General features: G+C 73.7%; 15 protein-coding genes and 1 riboswitch. Of the genes, 6 read left to right on the top strand and 9 right to left on the bottom strand.

Going from position 1 to position 19,827, the window contains the following annotated elements; all coding sequences use genetic code 11:
* Positions 1 to 17: 17 nt before the first annotated feature.
* Positions 18 to 1,325, top strand: a complete 1,308-nt coding sequence (locus tag DQ237_RS17555) for a DUF2254 domain-containing protein (protein ID WP_166509666.1) — start codon at positions 18 to 20, stop codon at positions 1,323 to 1,325.
* Here DQ237_RS17555 and DQ237_RS17560 read toward each other — a convergent pair.
* Both DQ237_RS17560 and DQ237_RS20310 read right to left on the bottom strand, forming a co-directional pair.
* Entirely contained in the window at positions 1,228 to 1,710 is a 483-nt protein-coding gene (locus DQ237_RS17560) for a hypothetical protein (protein ID WP_113801433.1), read from the bottom strand. The two genes, DQ237_RS17555 and DQ237_RS17560, sit on opposite strands and share 98 nt — an antisense overlap.
* Positions 1,707 to 4,163, bottom strand: a complete 2,457-nt coding sequence (locus tag DQ237_RS20310) for a molybdopterin oxidoreductase family protein (RefSeq protein ID WP_113801434.1) — start codon at positions 4,161 to 4,163, stop codon at positions 1,707 to 1,709. Before DQ237_RS20310 ends, DQ237_RS17560 begins: the two co-directional genes overlap by 4 nt.
* A gap of 197 nt (positions 4,164 to 4,360) precedes the next feature.
* Between DQ237_RS20310 and DQ237_RS17570 the strand changes: the two genes are divergently transcribed.
* A complete protein-coding gene (locus tag DQ237_RS17570) occupies positions 4,361 to 4,768 on the top strand; it encodes a four-helix bundle copper-binding protein (protein ID WP_113801435.1) in 408 nt (135 codons plus the stop codon).
* A gap of 99 nt (positions 4,769 to 4,867) precedes the next feature.
* On the opposite strand, the gene DQ237_RS17580 is transcribed toward DQ237_RS17570, so the two are convergent.
* The 5 genes from DQ237_RS17580 to DQ237_RS17600 form a co-directional block, all read right to left on the bottom strand.
* A complete protein-coding gene (locus tag DQ237_RS17580; protein WP_166509667.1) occupies positions 4,868 to 5,275 on the bottom strand; it encodes a co-chaperone YbbN in 408 nt (135 codons plus the stop codon).
* A gap of 102 nt (positions 5,276 to 5,377) precedes the next feature.
* The gene (locus DQ237_RS17585) at positions 5,378 to 7,741 is read right to left on the bottom strand and encodes a cation-translocating P-type ATPase (RefSeq protein ID WP_113801437.1); all 2,364 of its coding nucleotides are present in this window, start codon (positions 7,739 to 7,741) and stop codon (positions 5,378 to 5,380) included.
* A gap of 41 nt (positions 7,742 to 7,782) precedes the next feature.
* The gene (locus DQ237_RS17590) at positions 7,783 to 8,769 is read right to left on the bottom strand and encodes a hypothetical protein (RefSeq protein ID WP_113801438.1); all 987 of its coding nucleotides are present in this window, start codon (positions 8,767 to 8,769) and stop codon (positions 7,783 to 7,785) included.
* A 54-nt stretch (positions 8,770 to 8,823) separates the two neighbouring features.
* Positions 8,824 to 9,105, bottom strand: coding sequence for a metal-sensitive transcriptional regulator (locus DQ237_RS17595; protein WP_113801439.1), 282 nt, complete (start codon positions 9,103 to 9,105; stop codon positions 8,824 to 8,826).
* A gap of 83 nt (positions 9,106 to 9,188) precedes the next feature.
* Positions 9,189 to 9,395 (bottom strand): heavy-metal-associated domain-containing protein, encoded by a 207-nt coding sequence (locus DQ237_RS17600; protein ID WP_304557976.1) that lies wholly within the window; start codon positions 9,393 to 9,395, stop codon positions 9,189 to 9,191.
* Positions 9,396 to 9,520: 125 nt separating this feature from the next.
* Here DQ237_RS17600 and DQ237_RS17605 point away from each other — a divergent pair, with 125 nt between their 5' ends.
* Positions 9,521 to 10,618 (top strand): NAD(P)/FAD-dependent oxidoreductase, encoded by a 1,098-nt coding sequence (locus DQ237_RS17605; RefSeq protein ID WP_113801440.1) that lies wholly within the window; start codon positions 9,521 to 9,523, stop codon positions 10,616 to 10,618.
* Between the two features lie 243 nt (positions 10,619 to 10,861).
* Here DQ237_RS17605 and DQ237_RS17610 read toward each other — a convergent pair whose 3' ends face one another.
* Together DQ237_RS17610 and cobN are read right to left on the bottom strand one after the other, a co-directional pair.
* A complete protein-coding gene (locus DQ237_RS17610) occupies positions 10,862 to 12,292 on the bottom strand; it encodes an MFS transporter (protein WP_113801441.1) in 1,431 nt (476 codons plus the stop codon).
* 227 nt (positions 12,293 to 12,519) lie between these two features.
* Complete coding sequence (gene cobN / locus DQ237_RS17615) at positions 12,520 to 16,149, bottom strand: cobaltochelatase subunit CobN (RefSeq protein ID WP_113801442.1); 3,630 nt, start codon at positions 16,147 to 16,149, stop codon at positions 12,520 to 12,522.
* A 52-nt stretch (positions 16,150 to 16,201) separates the two neighbouring features.
* Positions 16,202 to 16,271, bottom strand: a riboswitch (cobalamin riboswitch).
* A 64-nt stretch (positions 16,272 to 16,335) separates the two neighbouring features.
* Between cobN and cobG the strand changes: the two genes are divergently transcribed.
* From cobG to DQ237_RS17630, 3 genes are all read left to right on the top strand, one after another.
* Entirely contained in the window at positions 16,336 to 17,496 is a 1,161-nt protein-coding gene (gene cobG, locus DQ237_RS17620; protein ID WP_113801443.1) for a precorrin-3B synthase, read from the top strand.
* A gap of 235 nt (positions 17,497 to 17,731) precedes the next feature.
* Positions 17,732 to 18,982 (top strand): DUF222 domain-containing protein, encoded by a 1,251-nt coding sequence (locus tag DQ237_RS17625; protein ID WP_369832233.1) that lies wholly within the window; start codon positions 17,732 to 17,734, stop codon positions 18,980 to 18,982.
* A 58-nt stretch (positions 18,983 to 19,040) separates the two neighbouring features.
* Positions 19,041 to 19,667 carry a precorrin-8X methylmutase gene (locus tag DQ237_RS17630; RefSeq protein ID WP_113801444.1) on the top strand — a complete coding sequence of 209 codons (627 nt, stop codon included), beginning with the start codon at positions 19,041 to 19,043 and terminating at the stop codon, positions 19,665 to 19,667.
* The last annotated feature ends 160 nt before the right edge of the window (positions 19,668 to 19,827 follow it).

Below are 19,827 nucleotides of genomic sequence, written 5' to 3' on the forward strand. Positions count from 1 at the left end.
GCTGGGTGTGGAGCCGGTTGCGCAGCTCCCTGTGGCCGCTCCCGGTCCTCGCCATCGCACTGGCCATCGGGCTCGGCATCGGCCTGCCGGCGGTGGACCAGGTTCTCGAGGAACCCAGCGGGGGGCATCCGCTCACCTTCGTGTTCGGAGGCGGACCCTCCGCGGCGCGTGACGTCCTCGCCGCCATCGCCGGATCCCTGATCTCGGTGACCGGCCTGACGTTCTCCTTCACCGTCGTCGCCCTCCAGCTGAGCAGCAGCCAGCACTCACCGCGTCTGCTGCAGACATTCGTGACGGACCGCGTCGTCCAGGCCACACTCGCCGTCCTCGTCGGCACCTTCGTCTACGCCCTCACGGTGCTGCGGACGGTGCGGACCGAGGAGTCGGCCAGCCCGGGGTTCGTTCCCCGGCTGTCCGTCACCGCCGCGTTCGCGCTGACGGTCATCAGCGTCGTGGCCCTGGTCCTATTCCTCGGCCACCTGGCGCGCTCGCTCCGCGTCGAGACCATGCTGCGGGACGTCTCCGACGAGGCCCAGGCCACCTTCGCCCGCGAACTTCCGAGCGACGACGACGATGCGGCGGGCTATGTCCTTCCGCCCGGCACCCCGGCAATCGTCACGGCGTCGGCCAGCGGGTTCATCACCGATGTGGACGGGCTCCGCATCGCGGACGTAGCCGAGTCCGCCGGGGCCACGGTGCTCCTCGCCCACCGCATCGGGGACTCGGTCGTCGCCGGTACCCCTCTTGCACACGTCTGGCCCTCACACCCGGGAGCGGAAGCCGACACCGATGCGGTGAAGCGGTCGCTGGACGAGAACGTCCACCTGCGCTTCGAGCGCGTCCCCGACCACGACATCGCCTACAGCCTCCGCAAGACGGTCGACATCGCCGTCCGGGCGCTCTCCCCGGGTACCAACGACCCGACGACAGCCGTGCACGCCCTCTCGCACGTCTCCGCCCTGCTCGGCGAGGTCCTCACCCGCCCGCCTCGGACGACGCCCTTGTACGACGACGATGGCGTCCTGCGCCTCCTGCTGCCCCAGTGGGACCTGTCGGCTCTCGTCCAGCTGGGCCTCGAGGAGCCGGTGCATTTCGCGGAGGGACAGCCCGCCGTCCTGCGTCGCCCCGCGCTAAACATCACGGTCGACACGGCCAGCGCGAGGAACCCCAGGGGAAGTGGGGTGGCGAGCGGGCGGAGGACGACGCGGGTGCCCACGGGCTCGGTCATCAGCTCACCAGCGCCTGGGTCGCGGACTCCTTCAGCTTGGCGTTGGCCCACCGCATCTGCCGCAGCGTGTCCGGGTGGCACCGCTCGGCCAGGTTGAGCAGCTCTCTCTTCCGCGCGCCCTGCGCGGCCTGGGCCAGCAGCTCCCAGTCCAGCGACACCCCGGCCGCCTCCCGGTGCACGTGCCGCAGGTCGGCGAGCAGCAGGAGGCCGGGCTCGGGCCGGCGGCCGAGGAGGTCCGAGGTCGCCTGCTGGACCTTCTCCAGGATCCCCGGCTCGCCCTCCGGTTCGGGGTCGAGGTCGACGCCGAAGTCGGCCCCGATGCGGGCCAGCTCCTGCACGTGCCGCTGCGACCAGCCGGCGATGTCCCGCGCGACGTAGAACACCTCGTGGTCGGCCTTGTGCCGGTCGGAGACGGCCAGCAGCACGCGCGCCAGGTGGTTCTCCGATCGGTGCAGCTCCTCGATGGCCAGGCCGAGCTTCACCGTGCGCCTCCCGTGGCGAGCTCCTCGAGGGCCTCGGCCGCAGGGCCGCCCCGCGTCGGCGGCACGTCGCCGGTGACCGGCCGGGAGCCGGTGGTGGTGGGCGCCGACGACGGGCCGTCGCCGGTGGCCAGCCGGGTGACGGCGGCCGCGGCCGTCTTGAAGATCGGCTGCTTGGAGCAGGGGTCCCAGTCGGTGAGGGTGAGCTCGTTGGCCGCCCGGCCGGAGCCGTCCGGCTCGTGCCCGCCGGGCTCGTCCCAGTAGCCGTAGTGGAACGGCAGGAACAACACACCCGGCCGGATGCCGCTGATCCGCACCTTCGCCTCCACGCGCCCGCGTGGCGTCCGCACCTCCAGCAGGTCGCCCTCGGTCCAGCCGCGGTCGGCGGCGTCGGAGGCCGACATCTCCACCCACACCTCGGGGGCGGCGGCCTGCAGCTGCGGGGCGCGGGCGGTCTTGGTGCGGGTGTGGAAGTGGTACAGCGTGCGGCCGGTGATGAGCTGGAACGGGAAGTCCTGGCCGGGCAGTTCGTGCGGCGGCAGGTACTCGGCGGCCTTGAGCACCGCCCGGCCGGACGGGTTCAGGGCCCGGTACTCGGTCTCGTCCAGCGCGGCGCCGGTGACCAGGTCGCGGCCGTAGCTCTCGCAGTAGTCGGGCTGCGCCCAGAACTGCCCGTCCACGTAGATGTGCTCGGTCCCGTCGGGGGCGTCCTCGGTGACCGGCCACTGGATGCCGCTGCCGCCGCGGAGCTTGTCGTAGGACAGCCCGCTGTAGTCGCACGGGCGGCCCTTGGAGCACTCCTTCCACCCCTCGAAGGCGCCCTCGGGGTCGGTCCACTTCACCAGCGGGGCGCCGTCCTTGTCCCGCAGGTCCAGGCGGCGGGCGAAGTCGATGAGGATGTCGAGGTCCGCCCGCGCCTCCCCCGGCGGGTCGACGGCCTTCTCCGACAGGTGCACGGTGCGGTCGACGTTGGTGAAGGTCCCGGTCTTCTCGCCCCACGTGGCCGCGGGCAGGACGACGTCGGCGAGCTGCGCGGTCTCGGACAGGAAGATGTCCTGCACCACGAGGAAGAGCCGTTCCTGGGCGAGGATGCTCCGGATGCGCGCCAGCTCGGGCAGGGAGACCGCCGGGTTGGTCGCGGTGACGTAGAGGAAGCGGATCGACCCCTCCTCCGCGTAGCGGAACATCTGCATGGCGTGCGTGGGCGGCGAGTAGTGCGGGATGTCGAGCGGATCGACGTTCCAGACCCGCGCGAGGTCGGCGATGTGGCTGTCGTTGGACCAGTTGCGGAACGCGGGCAGGTCGCCGTCGGCGCCGGCCTCGCGGGTGTTCTGCGCGGTCGGCTGACCGTTCATCTGGAGGATCCCGCAGCCCGGCTTGCCGAGCATGCCGCGCACGACGTTGACGTTGTTGACCTGCACTGCGGCCGCCGTGGCCTGGTGGGACTGGTAGAAGCCCTGCAGCACCGTGGAGAACAGCCGTTCGGCGTGCCCGATGATCCGGGCGGCCTCCCGGATGTCCTCGACCGGGACGTCGCACACCTCGGCGGCGAGCTCGGGCGGGTAGTCCTGCACCCGCTTCTCGAGCTCGTCGAAGCCCACGGTGTGCGCCTCGACGTAGTCGCGGTCGATCCAGCCGTTGCCGATGATCTCGTGCAGCAGCGCGTTCATCAGCATCACGTTCGTGCCCGGCCGCGGGGCCAGGTGCACGGTGGCGGCGCGCGCGACCGGCGTCTGGCGGGGGTCGACGCAGACGATCTGCGGCGGGTTCGGCCCGGCGAGCCGGTCGAGGATGCGGGTCCACAGCACGGTCTGGGTCTCGGCCATGTTGTGCCCGTAGAGGCAGATGACGTCGGCGGAGTCGATGTCGGTGTAGCTGCCCGGCTGGCCGTCGGAGGCGAACGTCTCCTTGAGCGCCGCCGCCGCGGTGGCGGTGCACAGCCGGGTGTTGCCGTCGACGTGGTTGGTGCCGATGCCGCCGTGCGCGATCAACCCGAGGGTGTAGTACTCCTCCAGGAACAGCTGCCCGGTCGTGTAGAAGGCGACGGCGCTCGGGCCCTGCTCGTCGAGCAGCTCGCGGCAGCGCCCGGCGACGGCGTCCATGGCGGTGTCCCAGTCGGTCTCCACCAGCTCGCCGTTGCGCCGGATGAGCGGCCTGGTCAACCGCTCCGGGGAGTTGTTGGCCTGCCAGCCGTAGAGGTCCTTGGGGCCGAGCCGGCCGTGGTTGACCCGGTCGACGGCGCGGCCGCGAACACCGACGATGCGGTTGTCCTTCACCGCGATGTCCAGGCCATCGCCGTTGGAGTGCAGGATGGTCGCCGACTGCACCCAGCGGTCGACGTCGTCCTCGCTCAGCCCGTCGGCCAGGTAGGAGTCCACCCGCGTCGGCCAGGTCTCCCCCGGCCCGTACGGCGTGCGCGTCCCCCACGGTGCGGCGATCCGGTCGATGCGCCCCATCAAGTCCTCCTCCGCTCCACGGACGGCCCGGTAGAGCCGCCCGACCCCTACCCCTGCCTGCCTCTCCGCTAGTCCCGGCAGATGACAGATGTGTGACATCGGTGCAGTGCGCCCGGCAGCCGGGGTAGGCGGGCGGTGGTCGGCGGAAGCCGCTGGCGTCGAGAGGATGCCTACCGCCGGTGCCCGGAGGGGACGACATGACCGTTGCCAGCAAGATGCTCGAGACCTATCCGAAGGACCTGGGAGGAGTGGATCGCGAGAAGCTGCGGGAGTGCATCGAGGCGTGCGTCGAGTGCGCACAGGCCTGCACCGCCTGCGCCGACGCCTGCCTGTCGGAGGACGCGGTCGCCGACCTGAGGACCTGCATCCGCACCGACCTCGACTGCGCCGACGTCTGCGACGCCACCGGTCGGGTGCTCTCCCGCCACACCGGGTACGACGCGAACCTGACCCGCGCGGTACTCGAAGCATGCGCGGTCGCGTGCAAGGCCTGCGGCGACGAGTGCGGGCAGCACGCGTCGATGCACGAGCACTGCCGCGTCTGCGCGGAGGCGTGCCGCCGCTGCGAGCGGGCCTGCCGGGAACTCCTCGCCTCACTGGGCTGACCAACGTCTGCGTGCGTCGCCACTCCCGCTCCGCCACCCCTCGACCCCGCGAGCAGGGCGATGGCGAGGCCGGCGACGTCGGTGCCGGCATGGGCGGCGTCAGCCGCCAGGGCGAGCGAGCCCGACAGGGTCGGCCCCCGCGGCACCGGGCGCGTGACCGGAGGGGCGAGCCGGCCCCGAACCCAGCAGGTCGGTGAGCCGGCGGGTGAGAGCGGCCGGGTCGCGACGGCCGGGGAAGCGCTCGACCAGCCGACCCGCGTCGAAGACGGCGATGGTCGGGTAGCCGGCGATGCGGTACGCCTCGGCGGGCTGCGGCAGCCGTACGGCGTTCACCCGCAGGGTGGTCGCGGTCCAGCCCAGCTGCCGCCACGCGAGGGCCAGGAGGCTGCGTTGCTGACGGCAGTGCTCGCAGTCATCGGTCTCGAAAGCGACGATCACGGGGACCGGCGCCTGCAGGACCCGCCGGTCGAAGGCGTCCTGGTCGAGGATCTCGGACCACTCGATCACGTCGTCCCCTCTCTCCGTCGTGGCCACCGGGAAGGGGAACGCGGCTCTCCTCGGCCGCCGCCGGCTGCCCCGTCCCGCCGCAGGGGCAGAGGTGGATCGGTGTCACCGCGTGGCGCTGCCGCTCAGCGCACCCTCGGCCGGCCGCTCGCCCGGCAGCCGGCCGGACCCGGCGCCACCGTCGGCCCCCGAGGAGGCCAACGGCTGGAAGCGGCGCAGCCGCAGGCTGTTGGACACCACGAACACCGAGCTGAACGCCATCGCCGCGCCGGCGAGCATCGGGTTGAGCAGCCCGGCGGCGGCCAGCGGGAGGGCGGCGACGTTGTAGGCGAACGCCCAGAACAGATTGCCCTTGATCGTGGCCAGCGTCTTCCGCGACAGCTGGATGGCGTCGGCGGCGGCCCTCAGGTCCCCGCGCACCAGGGTCAGATCGCCGGCCTCGATGGCCACGTCGGTGCCGGTTCCCATGGCCAGGCCGAGGTCGGCCTGGGCGAGAGCGGCAGCGTCGTTGACGCCGTCGCCGACCATGGCCACAACCTTGCCCTGGCCCTGCAGCCGCTCGACCACGGCGACCTTGTCGGCGGGCAGCACCTCCGCGATGACCTCGTCGATGCCGACGGCGGCGGCCACCGAGCGGGCGACGGTCTCGTTGTCACCGGTCAGCAGCACCGGCGTCAGCCCCAGGCCGCGCAGCTGACGGATCGCCTCGGCGGAGGTCTCCTTGATGGCGTCGGCGACGACCAGGACACCGCGCGCGGCGCCGTCCCAGCCGACCGCGACCGCGGTCCTGCCCTCGGCCTCGGCGGCGGCCATGGCCTGCTCCAGCCGGGGGTCCAGGTGGAGCGACCACTCGGCCAGCAGCCGGGCGCGCCCGACGAGCACCGCGTGCCCGTCCACGACGCCCTGCACGCCGAGGCCCTCGACGTTGGTGAAGCCCTCCACCGGCGGCAGGGTGCCGACGGCCTCGGTGGCGCCCTTGGCGATGGCCTGCGCGATGGGGTGCTCGGAGGCGTCCTCCAAGGCGCCCGCCAGCCTGAGCAGCTGCGCGCGGTCCTCGCCGGGAGCGACGACGACGTCGAGCAGAGTCATCCGCCCGGTGGTGACGGTGCCGGTCTTGTCGAGGACGACGGTGTCGACCTCGCGGGTGCTCTCCAGGACCTCCGGCCCCTTGATGAGGATGCCCAGCTGGGCGCCGCGCCCCGTGCCGACCATGAGCGCGGTCGGCGTGGCCAGTCCCAGGGCGCAGGGGCAGGCGATGATCAGCACGGCGACCGCGGCGGTGAACGCGGCAGCCAGGCCGCTCCCCGTGCCCACCCAGAAGCCGAGCGTGCCGAGGGCCAGGGCGATGACGATCGGCACGAAGATGCCCGAGATCTGGTCGGCCAGGCGCTGCACCTGGGCCTTGCCGTTCTGGGCGTCCTCGACCAGCCGCGCCATCTGCGCCAGCTGAGTGTCGCCGCCGACCCGGGTGGCGCGGACGACCAGTCGACCACCGGCGTTGACGGTGGCGCCGACGACGGGGTCGCCGGGGCCCACCTCGACCGGCACGGACTCCCCGGTGAGCATCGAGGCGTCCACGGCCGAGGAGCCCTCGACGATGGTGCCGTCGGTGGCGATCTTCTCGCCCGGCCGGACGACGAACAGGTCGTCGACGGCGAGCTGGTCGGCCGGGATCCGCTGCTCGGCACCGCCGCGCAGCACCGACACCTCCTTCGCGCCGAGCTCGAGCAGGGCGCGCAGCGCGGCCCCGGCACGACGCTTCGAGCGGGCCTCGAAGTACCGGCCGGCGAGGATGAACGTGGTCACCCCGGCGGCTGCCTCGAGGTAGATGTTGCCCGACCCGTCGCTCCGGGCGATGGTCAGCTCGAACGGGTGCCTCATGCCCGGGACTCCGGCGGTGCCCCAGAAGAGCGCGTACAGCGACCAGGCGAGGGCGGCGACGGTGCCCATCGAGATGAGGGTGTCCATCGTGGAGGCACCGTGACGCAGGTTGGTCCACGCCGCCTTGTGGAACGGCGCGGCGCCCCAGACGACCACGGGCGCGGCCAGGGTGAGCGACAGCCACTGCCAGTACTGGAACTGCAGCGCCGGGATCATGGCCATCGCGATGACCGGGGCGGTCAGGATCGCGGAGACGACCAGCCGCCGGCGCAGCGAGAGAACCCGGTCCTCCTCACCCGTCCCAGGCTCGGGGGGATCCACGGGACCGGTCCGCGGGGTCTGGGGCAGTCGGGCGCTGTAGCCCGTCTGCTCCACCGTCGCGACCAGATCCGCGGGGGTGATGTCACCGGTGAAGGTGACCTTCGCCTTCTCGGTCGAGTAGTTGACCGTGGCGGTCACGCCATCGAGCTTGTTCAGTTTCTTCTCGATGCGCGCCGCGCACGAGGCGCAGGTCATCCCACCGATCGCCAGTTCGATCTGGTTGCCGGCCGCCGCCGGTCCTGCGGTGTCGGGTGTGGAGCTCATCATCGTCTTCCTTCGAACGTGCTCGCGATGGGTGGAGCGGCGGGTCAGCCGTGGGCGTGGCCGCCGTCGTCGTGCCCGCCGGCGCCGTCGGTGGCCGGTTCGTCGCCGTCGGACCCGGCGGGGGCGGGGGCACCGGCGGCGACGGTGAACTCGGCGGTGCGCACGACGTCGCCGTGCTTGAAGTCCAGGAACAGCCGGTAGTCCCCGGCCGAGGGCGCGGTCGCGTAGAACGTGATGTCCGGGCCGGGCCGCGTGGAGCCGTCGCCGGGCTCGCCGGCCGGGTGCACGTGCAGGTAGGCCAGGTCGCCGTCGCGCAGCGCGACCAGGTGCCCGAAGGCGGCCAGGTAGGGCTGCAGGTCGGTGACCGGCTCCCCGTCCCGGGTGACCGACAGGGTCAGCTCCGACTGCTGTCCGGGCACCAGGTTCCCGTCGAGGGTGACCGTGTACCCGTCGACCTCGGCCCTCGTCGACGCCTCGGGCAACGGCACCGGGATGTAGTCGCCCGCGACGGCGACGTCGGCTCCCAGGACGAGCGCGGCGTCGTCGCCGGCGGGATCGAAGTCGGCGAACAGCCGCCACGTCCCCGGGGTCAGGTCCAGCGGGATCGACCAGGTGCCGCCGGGCGCCAGCTGCGGGTGGACGTGCTGGTAGCCGGACAGGTCCCGGCGCACGGCGATCAGGTGCAGGTCCTCGTCGTGGGCGGTGTCGTAGGAGGCCAGCGGCCGGTTGTCGGGGCCGATGATCCGGAACGACACGGGAGTGGCCGCGCCGGCGGGGAGGGAGTCGGCCAGGTCCAGGGTGTAGCCGTTCTCGGAGATCTGCAGGCCGCCGGGCACGTGTGCACCGCCGACGGCGGAGGACTGCTGGGTCATGTCCATCGGGGACTCCGGATCCGGGCTGTGGTGGGTGTCGGTGTCGTGCGCGGTCGAGGCCGGGCCCACCGGGCCGACGGCGTTGCCGATACCGGCTGCCGCGCCGAAGACGACGACCAGGCCGAGCGCGTACGTCCCGAGCTTCGTGGGGGTGTTCATCCGAACTGCCTTCCGGGAGTCGGCGCCGCTTCCGGCGCCGGCAGGGTGAGTGGGTCAGGAGCGGACGAGGCGCGCGACCGCGTCGGAGGCCTCGCGGACCTTCTGCCCGGCCTCGGGGCCGCCCTCCTGCGCCGCCTGGACCACGCAGTGGCCCAGGTGCTCGTCGAGCAGTCCCAGCGAGAACGACTGCAGAGCGCGGGTCGCCGCCGACACCTGGGTCAAGATGTCGATGCAGTACTCGTCGTCCTCGACCATGCGTGACAGTCCGCGGATCTGGCCCTCGATCTTGCGGAGCCGCGTGACGTGCTCGTCCTTGTCGTGGGTGTAGCCGGCCATCTCGTCCTCCTCGTGGACCGGGTCGGGTGCAGGGATGGCGGGGTGGGCGCCGGCCGGGGACGACGCCCACCCCGGTCCAGGGGTCAGACCGCGACGACCTCGTAGCCGGCCTCTTCGACCGCCTCGGAGATCGCGTCGGCGGACACCGGCTGCGCCGAGTCGACGGTCACCCGACCGGCGGCCACGTCGACCGTGACCCCGGTGACGCCGGGGATCTTGGTGATCTCGGCGGTCACCGATCCGGCGCAGTGGTCACAGGTCATGCCCCGGACGGTGTAGTTGCTGCTCACGGAAGCTCTCCTCTCGCTACCCCAGGTACCCCCGGGTGGTATGTCTGTCTCAGTACCGTACGGGGGTACTGCATCCGACGCAAGAAGAGGACCGGTGATGGGGAAGACACGAGTGCTGGTGGTGGGTGCGGGAGGGACTGCTGTCCGGCGCGGTCGATGACGCGGACATCGCCCTGCCCGGCATGGACCTGCCCGGGGTGACGTGGCGGCTGGGGGAACGAGCCGTGCACCTGGACCCCTCGAACCGTTCGGTACGCCTGGCCGGAGGTGACCAGGTCTCGGCCGAGGCGGTCGTGCTCGCCGTGGGCGCTCGGCCGCGCCGACTGCCGGTCGAGGCGCCGGGCGGCGACCGGATGCCGGCCCTGCGGACGGCGGACGACACAGCCCGACTGCGGCGGCGACTGACCCCGGACGCGCCCGTGCTCGTCGTCGGCGCCGGCCTCATCGGCACCGAGACCAGCGGCGTGCTCCGCCGGGCCGGCCACCCGGTCGTGCTCGTCGATTCCGCCGCGACCCCGATGGCGCCGCTGGTCGGGCCCACGGTGGCGGAGTGGATCCTGCGCCGGCACCGCGCGGCCGGCGTCGACGTCCGCACCGGGACGACGGTGCAGAGCCTGGACCGGCGGAGCGACACCAGCCTGTCCGTCACCCTCTCCGACGCAGCACAGCTGACCGCCGCGGTGGTCCTGCCCGCCCTCGGCGTCTCCCCGGACACCGACTGGCTCGCCGACAGCGGCGTGCTGGGCGACGCCCCCACCGGAGCCGTCGCCGTGGACGGCCAGCAGCGGGTCCTCGGCCGGCCGGGCCTCTACGCCGCCGGTGACGCGGCAGCCGTCCCCGGCCCGGACGGGCGACCGGTACGCGTCGAGCACTGGGGAGCAGCGCTCGCGCAGGGCAGGGCCGCAGCCCGCGCGGTGCTGGCCGACCTGGGCACGGGCGGGCCGGAGGGACCTCTGCCGGCGGTCGAGCTCCCCAGCTACAGCACCTACGTGCACGACACGAAGCTGACGATCCTGGGCTGGCCGCAGTCGGCCACCCAGGACGTGGCGCTGCTCGGCACGCCGGGGGACGACCGGTTCGCCATCGCACTGCACGACCGGCACGAGCGCCTGGTGGGAGCAGTGGGCGTCGGTGGCGCCCGGGCGGTCAACCGGATCAAGGACCTCCTCCAGCGTCGGGCGTCGGTGGACGAGCTGGCGGCGCTCCGGGCGGCGACCCGGTGACCCGGGCGACAGCCCGGGCCGACGCGCGGCTGACCCGCCGGGTGGGGCCCTGGAGCGTGGTGGTGACCGTCGCGGTCGAGGCAGTGCGCACCTGCGCCCGCGCCTGTCGCAGCCGGCGCCTCGGCGGTGCCGGTAGCCACGCCGGGCGCTGAGTCCCTGCCTGGTCGCACATCAGCCCGGACGCCGGTGAGGGGCAGAGCGAACGGCTCCTCCCCTCACCGGCGGCGCCGACCGGCGCCCCGGTCAGCGCACCGGCGCCGGCTCGCTGGGCGCCGTGTCCACGCCCGGGGGCAGTGCGGCCTTCGGCCGGAACGTGGCCGCCAGCAACCCCGCGCCGGCGACGGCGATGCCGGCCGCGCCGTAGAACGCTGCGGCATACCCGGCGGTCAGCTGCACGGGGTCCCCGACCGCGGTGGCGCCGTAGGAGGCGGCGACCGCGGTCATCGCGGCCAGACCCAACGCCGATCCGACCTGGTAGGAGGTGTTGACGATGCCGGCCGCCAACCCACCCTCCTCCGGCCGGGCCGCCGACAAGGCGGTGCCGAGCGAGGGGATGAACGCCAGCGCCTGCCCGAGCGCGGCGACCAGTGATGCCGGCAGGACGTCAACGACGAAGGTGCCGGTGGCGCGGGCCTGCGCCATCCAGACCAGCCCTGCGGCCAGCGCCAGCAGACCTCCGACGATGAGCGGCTTGGTGCCGAAGCGGGCGATCAGCCGCGGAGCGACCCCGACCATCAGAACCATGATCAGGATCGTCATCGGCAGCAGCGCCGCACCGGAGGCGAAGGCCCCGTAGCCGAGCACCTGCTGCAGGTACAGGTTCAGGAAGAACCACATCGGCACCCACGCCGCGCCCAGCAGCAGCTGCGCGAGGTTGGCAGTGCCCAGCAGCGGGGTGCGGAAGATGCCCAGGCGGACCAGCGGCGTACGCAGCCGCGCCTGGATCCCGACGAACGCGATCAAGAGCAGCACCGCGCCGGCCAGGGTGCCCAGCGTCGTCCCCGAGCTCCAGCCGACCTCCGGCGCCCGCACGACACCCAGGACCGCCAGCGCCAGACCACCGGTCACGGTGGCCGCGCCGAGGACGTCCACCCCACCGCGACGGCCGGGCACGTCCGGCATCAGCGCCGGCGTGACCGCCAGCGCAGCCAGGGCGATCGGCACGTACAGCCAGAAGATCCACGGCCGCGACAGCCACTCGGTGATCACGCCCCCGAGGAACACCCCGGCGGTACCGCCGGCCGGCGCCGCCGCGCCGTAGAGCGCCAGTGCCCGCGGCAGTGCCGGCGTGCCGCCGAAGAGCGTCATCAGCAGCGTCAGCGCCGCCGGCGCGATCAGCGCCGACCCCGCGCCCTGCACCGCACGGCCGGCCAGCTCCACGCCTGCGCCGGTCGCGACCGCCGACACGACGGAACCGGCCAGCAGCAGGCCCCACCCGGCGGCGAACACCCGTCGCGCGCCGAAGAGGTCCGACAGCCGCCCGCCGAGCAGGAGCAGGCCGGCGAAGGCGACCACGTAGGCGTTGAACACCCACTGCAGGCCGGACGCGCTGAAGCCCAGGTCGGCCGCCATCTGCGGCAGGGCCACCCCGATGATCGAGGTGTCCATGATCACGACGAACTGCGCCAGGGCGATCACACCCAGCGCAGCCCACCGTCGTCGTTCCGTGTGCATCGCACTCAGTCCTCTCCACGTCCCGGCATCGTCGTCGATACCGGCGGGGGGTATGTGTACGCTGCTCGGCGTGCCATGGTCAAGTACCCCCGTGGGGTATGCATCCGGGCGTGCGCCCACAGCGCTGCGGACCGACTTCTCTCCGCGGGTCCGGCGCGCTACCCACCCGACGCGGAGAGGCCCCGGTCAGGCATCCGACCGGGGCCTCTCGGCTCGTGCGGGTGGGTTCAGTGACCGATCCGAGCCGGGGACTCCCCGCCCTCGAGGTCGCCCTCGGTGTCGAGGTAGGCCTGCTGGAGCTCGGCCAGCAGTGCCGGGTCCGGCTCGGCCCACATCTTCCGGTCGACGGCCTCGAGCAGCCGCTCGGCGATGCCGTGCAGCGCCCACGGGTTGCTCTTCTCCATGAACTCGCGGTTCTCGGGGTCCAGCACGTAGGTCTGGGCGAGCTTCTCGTACATCCAGTCGGCGACGACGCCGGTCGTGGCGTCGTAGCCGAACAGGTAGTCGACCGTGGCGGCCAGCTCGAAGGCGCCCTTGTAGCCGTGCCGGCGCATCGCGGCCAGCCACTTGGGGTTCACCACCCGCGCCCGGAAGACCCGCGCTGTCTCCTCGGTGAGCGAGCGGGTGCGCACGGACTCCGGGCGGGTCGAGTCGCCGATGTAGGCCGCCGGTGCCCGGCCGGTCAGCGCACGGACCGTGGCCACCATCCCGCCGTGGTACTGGAAGTAGTCGTCGGAGTCGGCGATGTCGTGCTCGCGGGTGTCCACGTTCTTGGCGGCCACCGCGATCCGCCGGTAGGCCGACTCCATGTCCGGCCGGGCCTGCACGCCGTCGAGGTCGCGGCCGTAGGCGTAGCCACCCCACACGGCGTACACCTCGGCGAGGTCGGCGTCCCCGCGCCAGTCCCGGCTGTCGATCAGCGAGAGCAGCCCCGCGCCGTAGGCCCCCGGCTTGGAGCCGAACACGCGGGTGGTCGCACGGCGGCGGTCGCCGTGCTCGGCGAGGTCGGCGTCGACGTGGGCCCGGACGTAGTTCTCCTCCGCCGGCTCGTCGAGGCCCGCGACCAGGGTGACCGCGTCGTCCAGCATGGTCACCACGTGCGGGAAGGCGTCCCGGAAGAAGCCGCTGATCCGTACGGTGACGTCGATCCGCGGGCGGCCGAGCTCCTCCAGCGGGACCGGTTCGAGCCCCGTCACCCGCCGGGACGCCTCGTCCCACACGGGCTGCACACCCAGGAGGGCCAGCACCTCGGCGACATCGTCCCCCGACGTCCGCATGGCCGAGGTCCCCCACACCGAGAGCCCGACCGACCGCGGATACTCGCCGGTGTCCGCGCGGTAGCGGTCGACCAGCGACTCGGCCATCGCCTGCCCGGTCTCCCAGGCGAGCCGCGAGGGCACCGCGCGGGGGTCCACGGAGTAGAAGTTGCGACCGGTCGGCAGCACGTTGACCAGTCCGCGCAGCGGCGAGCCCGACGGCCCGGCGGGGACGTAGCCGCCGTCGAGGGCGTGCAGGGTCGCGTCCAGCTCGTCGGTGGTCCGCTCCAGCCGGGGCACGACCTCGGCGACGGCGAACCGGAGGACGGCGGCCACCGCGTCGTCGTCCCGGTCGAGCACCTCGCGCACGACCTCGCCGACCGCGTCCGCCGTCCAGCCGCGCGCCTCCATCCCGGAGACCAGGGCCTCGGCGAGCGCCTCGACCCGGTCGGTCTCGCGCAGACCGGCGGAGCCGTCCTCGGTCAGGCCCAGCGCCTCGCGCAGCCCGGGCAGCGCCACCGCGCCGGCCCAGATCTGCCGGGCGCGCAGCATCGCCAGCACCAGGTCGACGCGGTTCTGCCCGCTCGGCGGTGAGCCGAGCACGTGCAGCCCGTCGCGGATCTGGCTGTCCTTGATCTCGCAGAGCCACCCGTCGACGTGCAGGATCATCTCGTCGAAGTGCTCGTCGGCCGGGCGCTCGTCGAGCCCCAGGTCGGCATCGAGCTTGGCAGCCTGCAGCAGCGTCCAGATCTGCGCCCGCACCGCCGGCAGCTTCGCCGGGTCCATCGCCGCGATGTTGGCGTGCTCGTCGAGCAGCTGCTCGAGCCGGGCGATGTCGCCGTAGGAGTCGGCGCGCGCCATCGGCGGCACCATGTGGTCGACCAGCGTCGCGTGCGCCCGGCGCTTGGCCTGCGAGCCCTCCCCCGGGTCGTTGACCAGGAACGGGTAGACCAGCGGCAGGTCGCCGATCGCGGCGTCCGGGCCGCACGAGGCCGACAGCCCGACGGTCTTGCCGGGCAGCCACTCCAGGTTCCCGTGCTTGCCGACGTGCACGAGCGCGTGCGCCCCGAACTCCGACCGCAGCCACCAGTAGGCGGCCAGGTAGTGGTGGGACGGCGGCAGGTCGGGATCGTGGTAGATCGCGATCGGGTTCTCGCCGAAGCCGCGCGGCGGCTGCACCATGACGACGACGTTGCCGGCGCGCAGGGCCGCGAAGACGATGGCCTGGTCGTCCCCTGACCCGTCCACGAACAGCGAGCCCGGCGCCTCGCCCCAGTGCTCGACCACCTGCTCGCGGAGGTCGTCCGGGAGGGTGTCGAAGAAGGCGCGGTACGTGGCCGCCGAGATGCGGACGGGGTTGCCCGACAGCTGCTCCTCGGTGAGCCAGTCGGCGTCCTGCCCGCCCGCGGCGATGAGCGCGTGGAACAGGGCGTCGCCGTCGAGGTCGGCGACGCCGGGCAGCGCGGCGGGCCCGTCGAACGGTCCGATGTCGTACCCCTGGCCCTGCATCGCTGCCAGCAGGCGGACCACGGACGCCGGGGTGTCCAGGCCGACGGCGTTGCCGATGCGGGCGTGCTTGGTCGGGTAGGCGCTCAGCATCACGACGATGCGCCGCTCGGCCGGCGGGGTGTGCCGCAGCCGGGCGTGCGCGACGGCGGTGCCGGCCACGCGGGCGGCCCGCTCGGGGTCCGCGACGTAGTGCGTCAGGCCGTCGGCGTCGGTCTCCTTGAACGAGAACGGCACGCTGATCAACCGGCCGTCGAACTCCGGGATCGCCACCTGGTTGCCGACGTCGAGCGGCGAGAGGCCGTCGTCGTCGGCGAGCCAGTCGGCGCGGGAGCGGGTGAGGCACAGGCCCTGGATCACCGGCACGTCCAGCTCGGCGAGCGCGCCGACGTCCCAGGCGCCGTCGTCCCCACCGGCCTGGGCCGTGGCCGGCCGGGAGCCGCCGGCCGCCAGCACGGTGACCACCAGGGCGTCGGCGGTACGGAGGACGTCGAGGAGCTCGGGCGGCACCGAGCGCAGCGAGCTCACGAAGACCGGCAGCGCGCGGCCACCGGCGACCTCCACGGCGGTGCAGAGGGCCTCGACGAAGGCGGTGTTCCCGGCCAGGTGGTGCGCGCGGTAGTAGAGGACGGCGACCGTCGGGCCGGCGCCCCGGCTCTCGCGTTCGAGGACGCCCCAGTCCGGCGCCACGGTCGGCGGCTCGAACCCCTCGCCGGTCAGCAGCACGGTGTCGGACAGGAACCGGTGCAGCTGGGTGAGGTTGTCCGGGCCGCCCTGCGCGAGGTAGCCGTGCGCCTCGGTGGCCACGCCCATGGGCACGGTCGAGAGCTCCATCAGCTCGGCGTCGGGCACCTGCTCCCCGCCGAGGACGACGACCGGCGCCGGCCCGGCCAGCAGCGGGCCGAGCAGCTCCTCGTACTGCCGCCGCACGCCCAGGATGCGGACGACGACCAGCGCGCTGCCCTCGGCCAGCGCGGAGATGCCGGCCTCGTCGAGCCGCGCGGGGTTGCCCAGGCGCCAGCCGGCACCCGAGGCGCGGGCCGACAGCAGATCGGTGTCGCTGGTGGACAGCAGGGTGAAGGCGGGGTCGCCCACGGCGCGTTCCTCACTCGGGGTCCGCGCCCCGGGTCGTCGGGCACGGCAGCCGGAGTGTCTGGCTCACCCGGTCTCCCGGGCTCACAGTGGCGGGACCGCGTCGGAGTTGCACCGACTTCCTCGCTGACTGCCGTGATGACGGGGACCGTACCCGGCGCGCGGGTGCGACGTAGCCTCGCCACCGCCATGACCGCTGCCTCGACACCCCGCGACCGCGCGGACGCCTGCCCCGGCGCGTTGCAGACGCACGCCGCCGCCGACGGCCGGCTGGCCCGGGTCCGGGTACCCGGCGGTGCGCTGACCGGCGCGCAGCTGCGCGTGCTCGCCACCGCCGCCCGCGAGCTCGGCGACGGCGCGCTGGAGCTGACCAGCCGGGGAAACGTGCAGCTCCGCGGCCTGCCGGCGGGCGCGGAGGTGGAGCTCGGCGACCGCCTGGCCGCGGCCGGGCTGCTGCCCAGCGCCACCCACGAGACGGCCCGCAACCTCCTGGCCAGCGTGCTGAGCGGCCGGGCGGGCGGGCTGCTCGACGTCCGCGCCTGGGTGCCGGCCTTCGACGCGGGGCTGTGCGCTGACCCGCGGCTGGCGGAGCTGCCCGGGCGCTTCCTCGCCGCCTTCGACGACGGCCGCGGCGACGTCGCCGGGTCGGGTGCCGACGTCGGGCTCCTCGCTCTCGACGACGGCACGGTGGCGCTGCTGCTGGCCGGCGCCGACAGCGGGCTGCGGGTGGCTCCGGGCGAGGCGGTCGCGCTCGCGCTGGCCGCGACCCGTGCGTTCCTCGACGTGCGCGCCGCGGACGGCGGCACCGCCTGGCGGGTGGGCGAGCTGGCCGACGGCCCCGAGCGCATCGCGGCCGCACTCGGCGCTCCGCGCGCCGAACGCCGGCCCGTCCCCCCGGCACCGGCCGTCGGCCCTGCCGGTGCGCTGCTCCAGGACGACGGCCGCACTGCGCTGGTCGCCGTCGTGCCGCTGGGGCGGCTGACCGCGGGGCAGGCGGAGCTGCTCGCCGCCACCGGTCCGGCTGACCTGCAGCTGACGCCGTGGCGCAGCGTGGTCGTCCCGGACCTGCCCGATGCGTCGGCGTCAGGAGCGCTCGCGGCCGCCGGGCTCGTGCTGGACCCCAGCAGCGCGTGGCTGTCGGTCACCGCGTGCGCCGGACGGCCGGGTTGTGCGAAGTCGCTGGCCGACGTGCGGGGCGACGTCGTGGCGGCGGTGACCACGGGGGCGCTCCCGGCGGGCGGTGCGCGGCAGCACTGGGTCGGCTGCGAGCGACGCTGCGGCCGGCCCCGCGGGTCGGTCGTCGACGTGGTCGCCACCGGCTCGGGCTACCGCGTCGGCGCTCCGGGCTGACCCCGCGCAGGGACATGCCCGGCACGGGCGCCTGACTGGCCGGTGTCCCGCAGCAGCCACCGCCCCCCTCCTGGCTATCGCGGCGGCGATCCCCATCGCCGGCGCCGCCGACCGCCGGCATTGTCAAGCCCCCTCCGTCATCGGTGGACAGGCCGCTGGCCTGCAGATTCGCGGTGCGGATGTCGGCCATCGCGGATAGGATTCGTACATACGTTCGAGTCGCCCGGGAGGTGTCGTGCAGCAGCTGGAATCACTGGGGTCGCTGCTCGACGAGCTGTCGTCCGAGCGGTTGGAGGGCATGTTCGGCCCGCAGCTGCTGGAGCGGCTGACCCCGTTGCTGACGCTGCAGAACCGGATCGCCGCCGAGGTCGCCCGCACCGTGCGTCAGTGCGAGCTGGCCGACGCCGCGGAGTTCGACGGCAAGGCGTCGATGACCGCGTGGCTCCGGGGGCACCGACGGATGTCGCACGGTGCGGCGGCGGGCCTGGTGCGCAACGGGCGGGCGCTGGAGCAGCTGCCGACGCTCGCCGCAGCGTTCGCCGCCGGTGAGGTGTCGGCCGAGGCGGTCGGTGCGATCGCGCCGGTCACCGCGCCGAAGAACGTGGCCGCGGCCGCCGACCTGGGTGTGGACCTGGCCGGCATCGACCAGGCGCTCACCGAGGTCGCGCGGAACCAGTTCCACCCGGTGCTCCGGCAGGCCGTCGCCCACTACCTGGACCGCCTGGACCCCGACGGAACCGAACCGGACCCCACCGAGCAGCGCTCCTTCACCCTCGTCAAGCACCCCGACGGCTCGGTCAGCGGCCGCTTCGAGCTGGACGCGGTCGGTGGTGAGAGGGCGCAGGCGGCACTCGAGTCGGTCGTCCAGGCCGACCGGCCCGCCGGTGATCTGAGGACCCGCGCGCAGCAGCAGGCCGACGCCTTCGTCCAGCTGTGCGACAACCAGCTCGCCGCCGGCACCCTGCCGGTCCTGCGCAGCCAGAAGCCTCATGTCGTGGTCACGGTTCCGATCGAGGACCTGATCGACCCCGACACCGGCCCGGGGGCGGCGAAGCTCGGGTTCGGCGCCACCATCTCAGCCGCCCGCGCCCGCTGGCTGGCCTGCGACGGCAACGTGACCCGCATCGTCATCGGCCCCGAAGGCCAGCCCCTGGACCTGGGTCGTAGCCACCGCGTCGTCCCGCACCACCTGCGCCGCGCAGTCGAGGCCCGCGACGGGCACTGCGTCTTCGCCGGCTGCGACGCCCCCACCCACTGGTGCGACGTCCACCACATCATCCACTGGGCCGACGGCGGGGACACCTCGCTGGAGAACTCCGGGCTGCTCTGCGAACGGCACCACACCAAGGTCCACCACGGGTTCCGCATCGAACGAGATCCCGCGGGCCGATGGCGCACCTACCGCCCCGACGGCACCGAGATCCTGCTCCTCCCCCGCCTCACCGACGACCCAGCAGGTCGGCCCGCCGAGGCGCGCGCCGGCTGACGGTCCGCGCCGGGCCACACGGCCAGTCCCGGTCACCGGGACGTACCGTCTGCGCCCGATGGTGGTCTACGAGTACGAGAAGGACGGCGCCGAGATCTACCGGCAGTCGTTCGCGACGATCCGTGCCGAGGCAGCGCTGGACGCGCTGCCCGACGACGTCGCGAGGGTCGCGGTGCGGATGATCCACGCCTGCGGGCAGGTCGACCTGGTCGGGGACATCGCGTACTCGGCAGCCGTGGTGCAGCGGGCCCGAGCGGCCCTGGACGCGGGCGCACCGGTGCTGTGCGACGTCCAGATGGTCGCCTCCGGGGTCACCCGCCGCCGCCTGCCCAAGGACAACGACGTCGTCTGCACGCTCAACGACCCGCGCGTCCCCGGGCTCGCCGCCGAGCTCGGCACGACCCGCACCGCGGCCGCGCTGGAGCTGTGGCGGGACCGGCTCGAGGGCGCCGTCGTCGCCATCGGCAACGCACCCACCGCCCTGTTCCACCTGCTGGAGATGGTGGCGGCCGGCGGACCCCGCCCGGCGGCCGTGCTGGGCATCCCGGTCGGCTTCATCGGCGCGGCCGAGTCCAAGGACGCGCTGGCTGCCTCGGACCTGGACTTCCTGGTCGTCCGCGGCCGGCGGGGCGGGAGCGCGATGACCGCGGCCGCCGTGAACGCGATCGCGAGCGACGTCGAATGAGCGGACAGGGGCGTGAGCATCGCAGCGAGGAACGAGCGAGGAGCGGAGCGCCCCGCGGGAGCGAATCAAGGGGAATGAGCGGACAGGGGCGTGAGCATCGCAGCGAGGAACGAGCGAGGAGCGGAGCGCCCCGCGGGAGCGAATCAAGGGGAATGAGCGG

This window comes from Blastococcus sp. TF02-8 (assembly GCF_003319175.1).
In the GTDB taxonomy this organism is placed as follows: domain Bacteria; phylum Actinomycetota; class Actinomycetes; order Mycobacteriales; family Geodermatophilaceae; genus Blastococcus.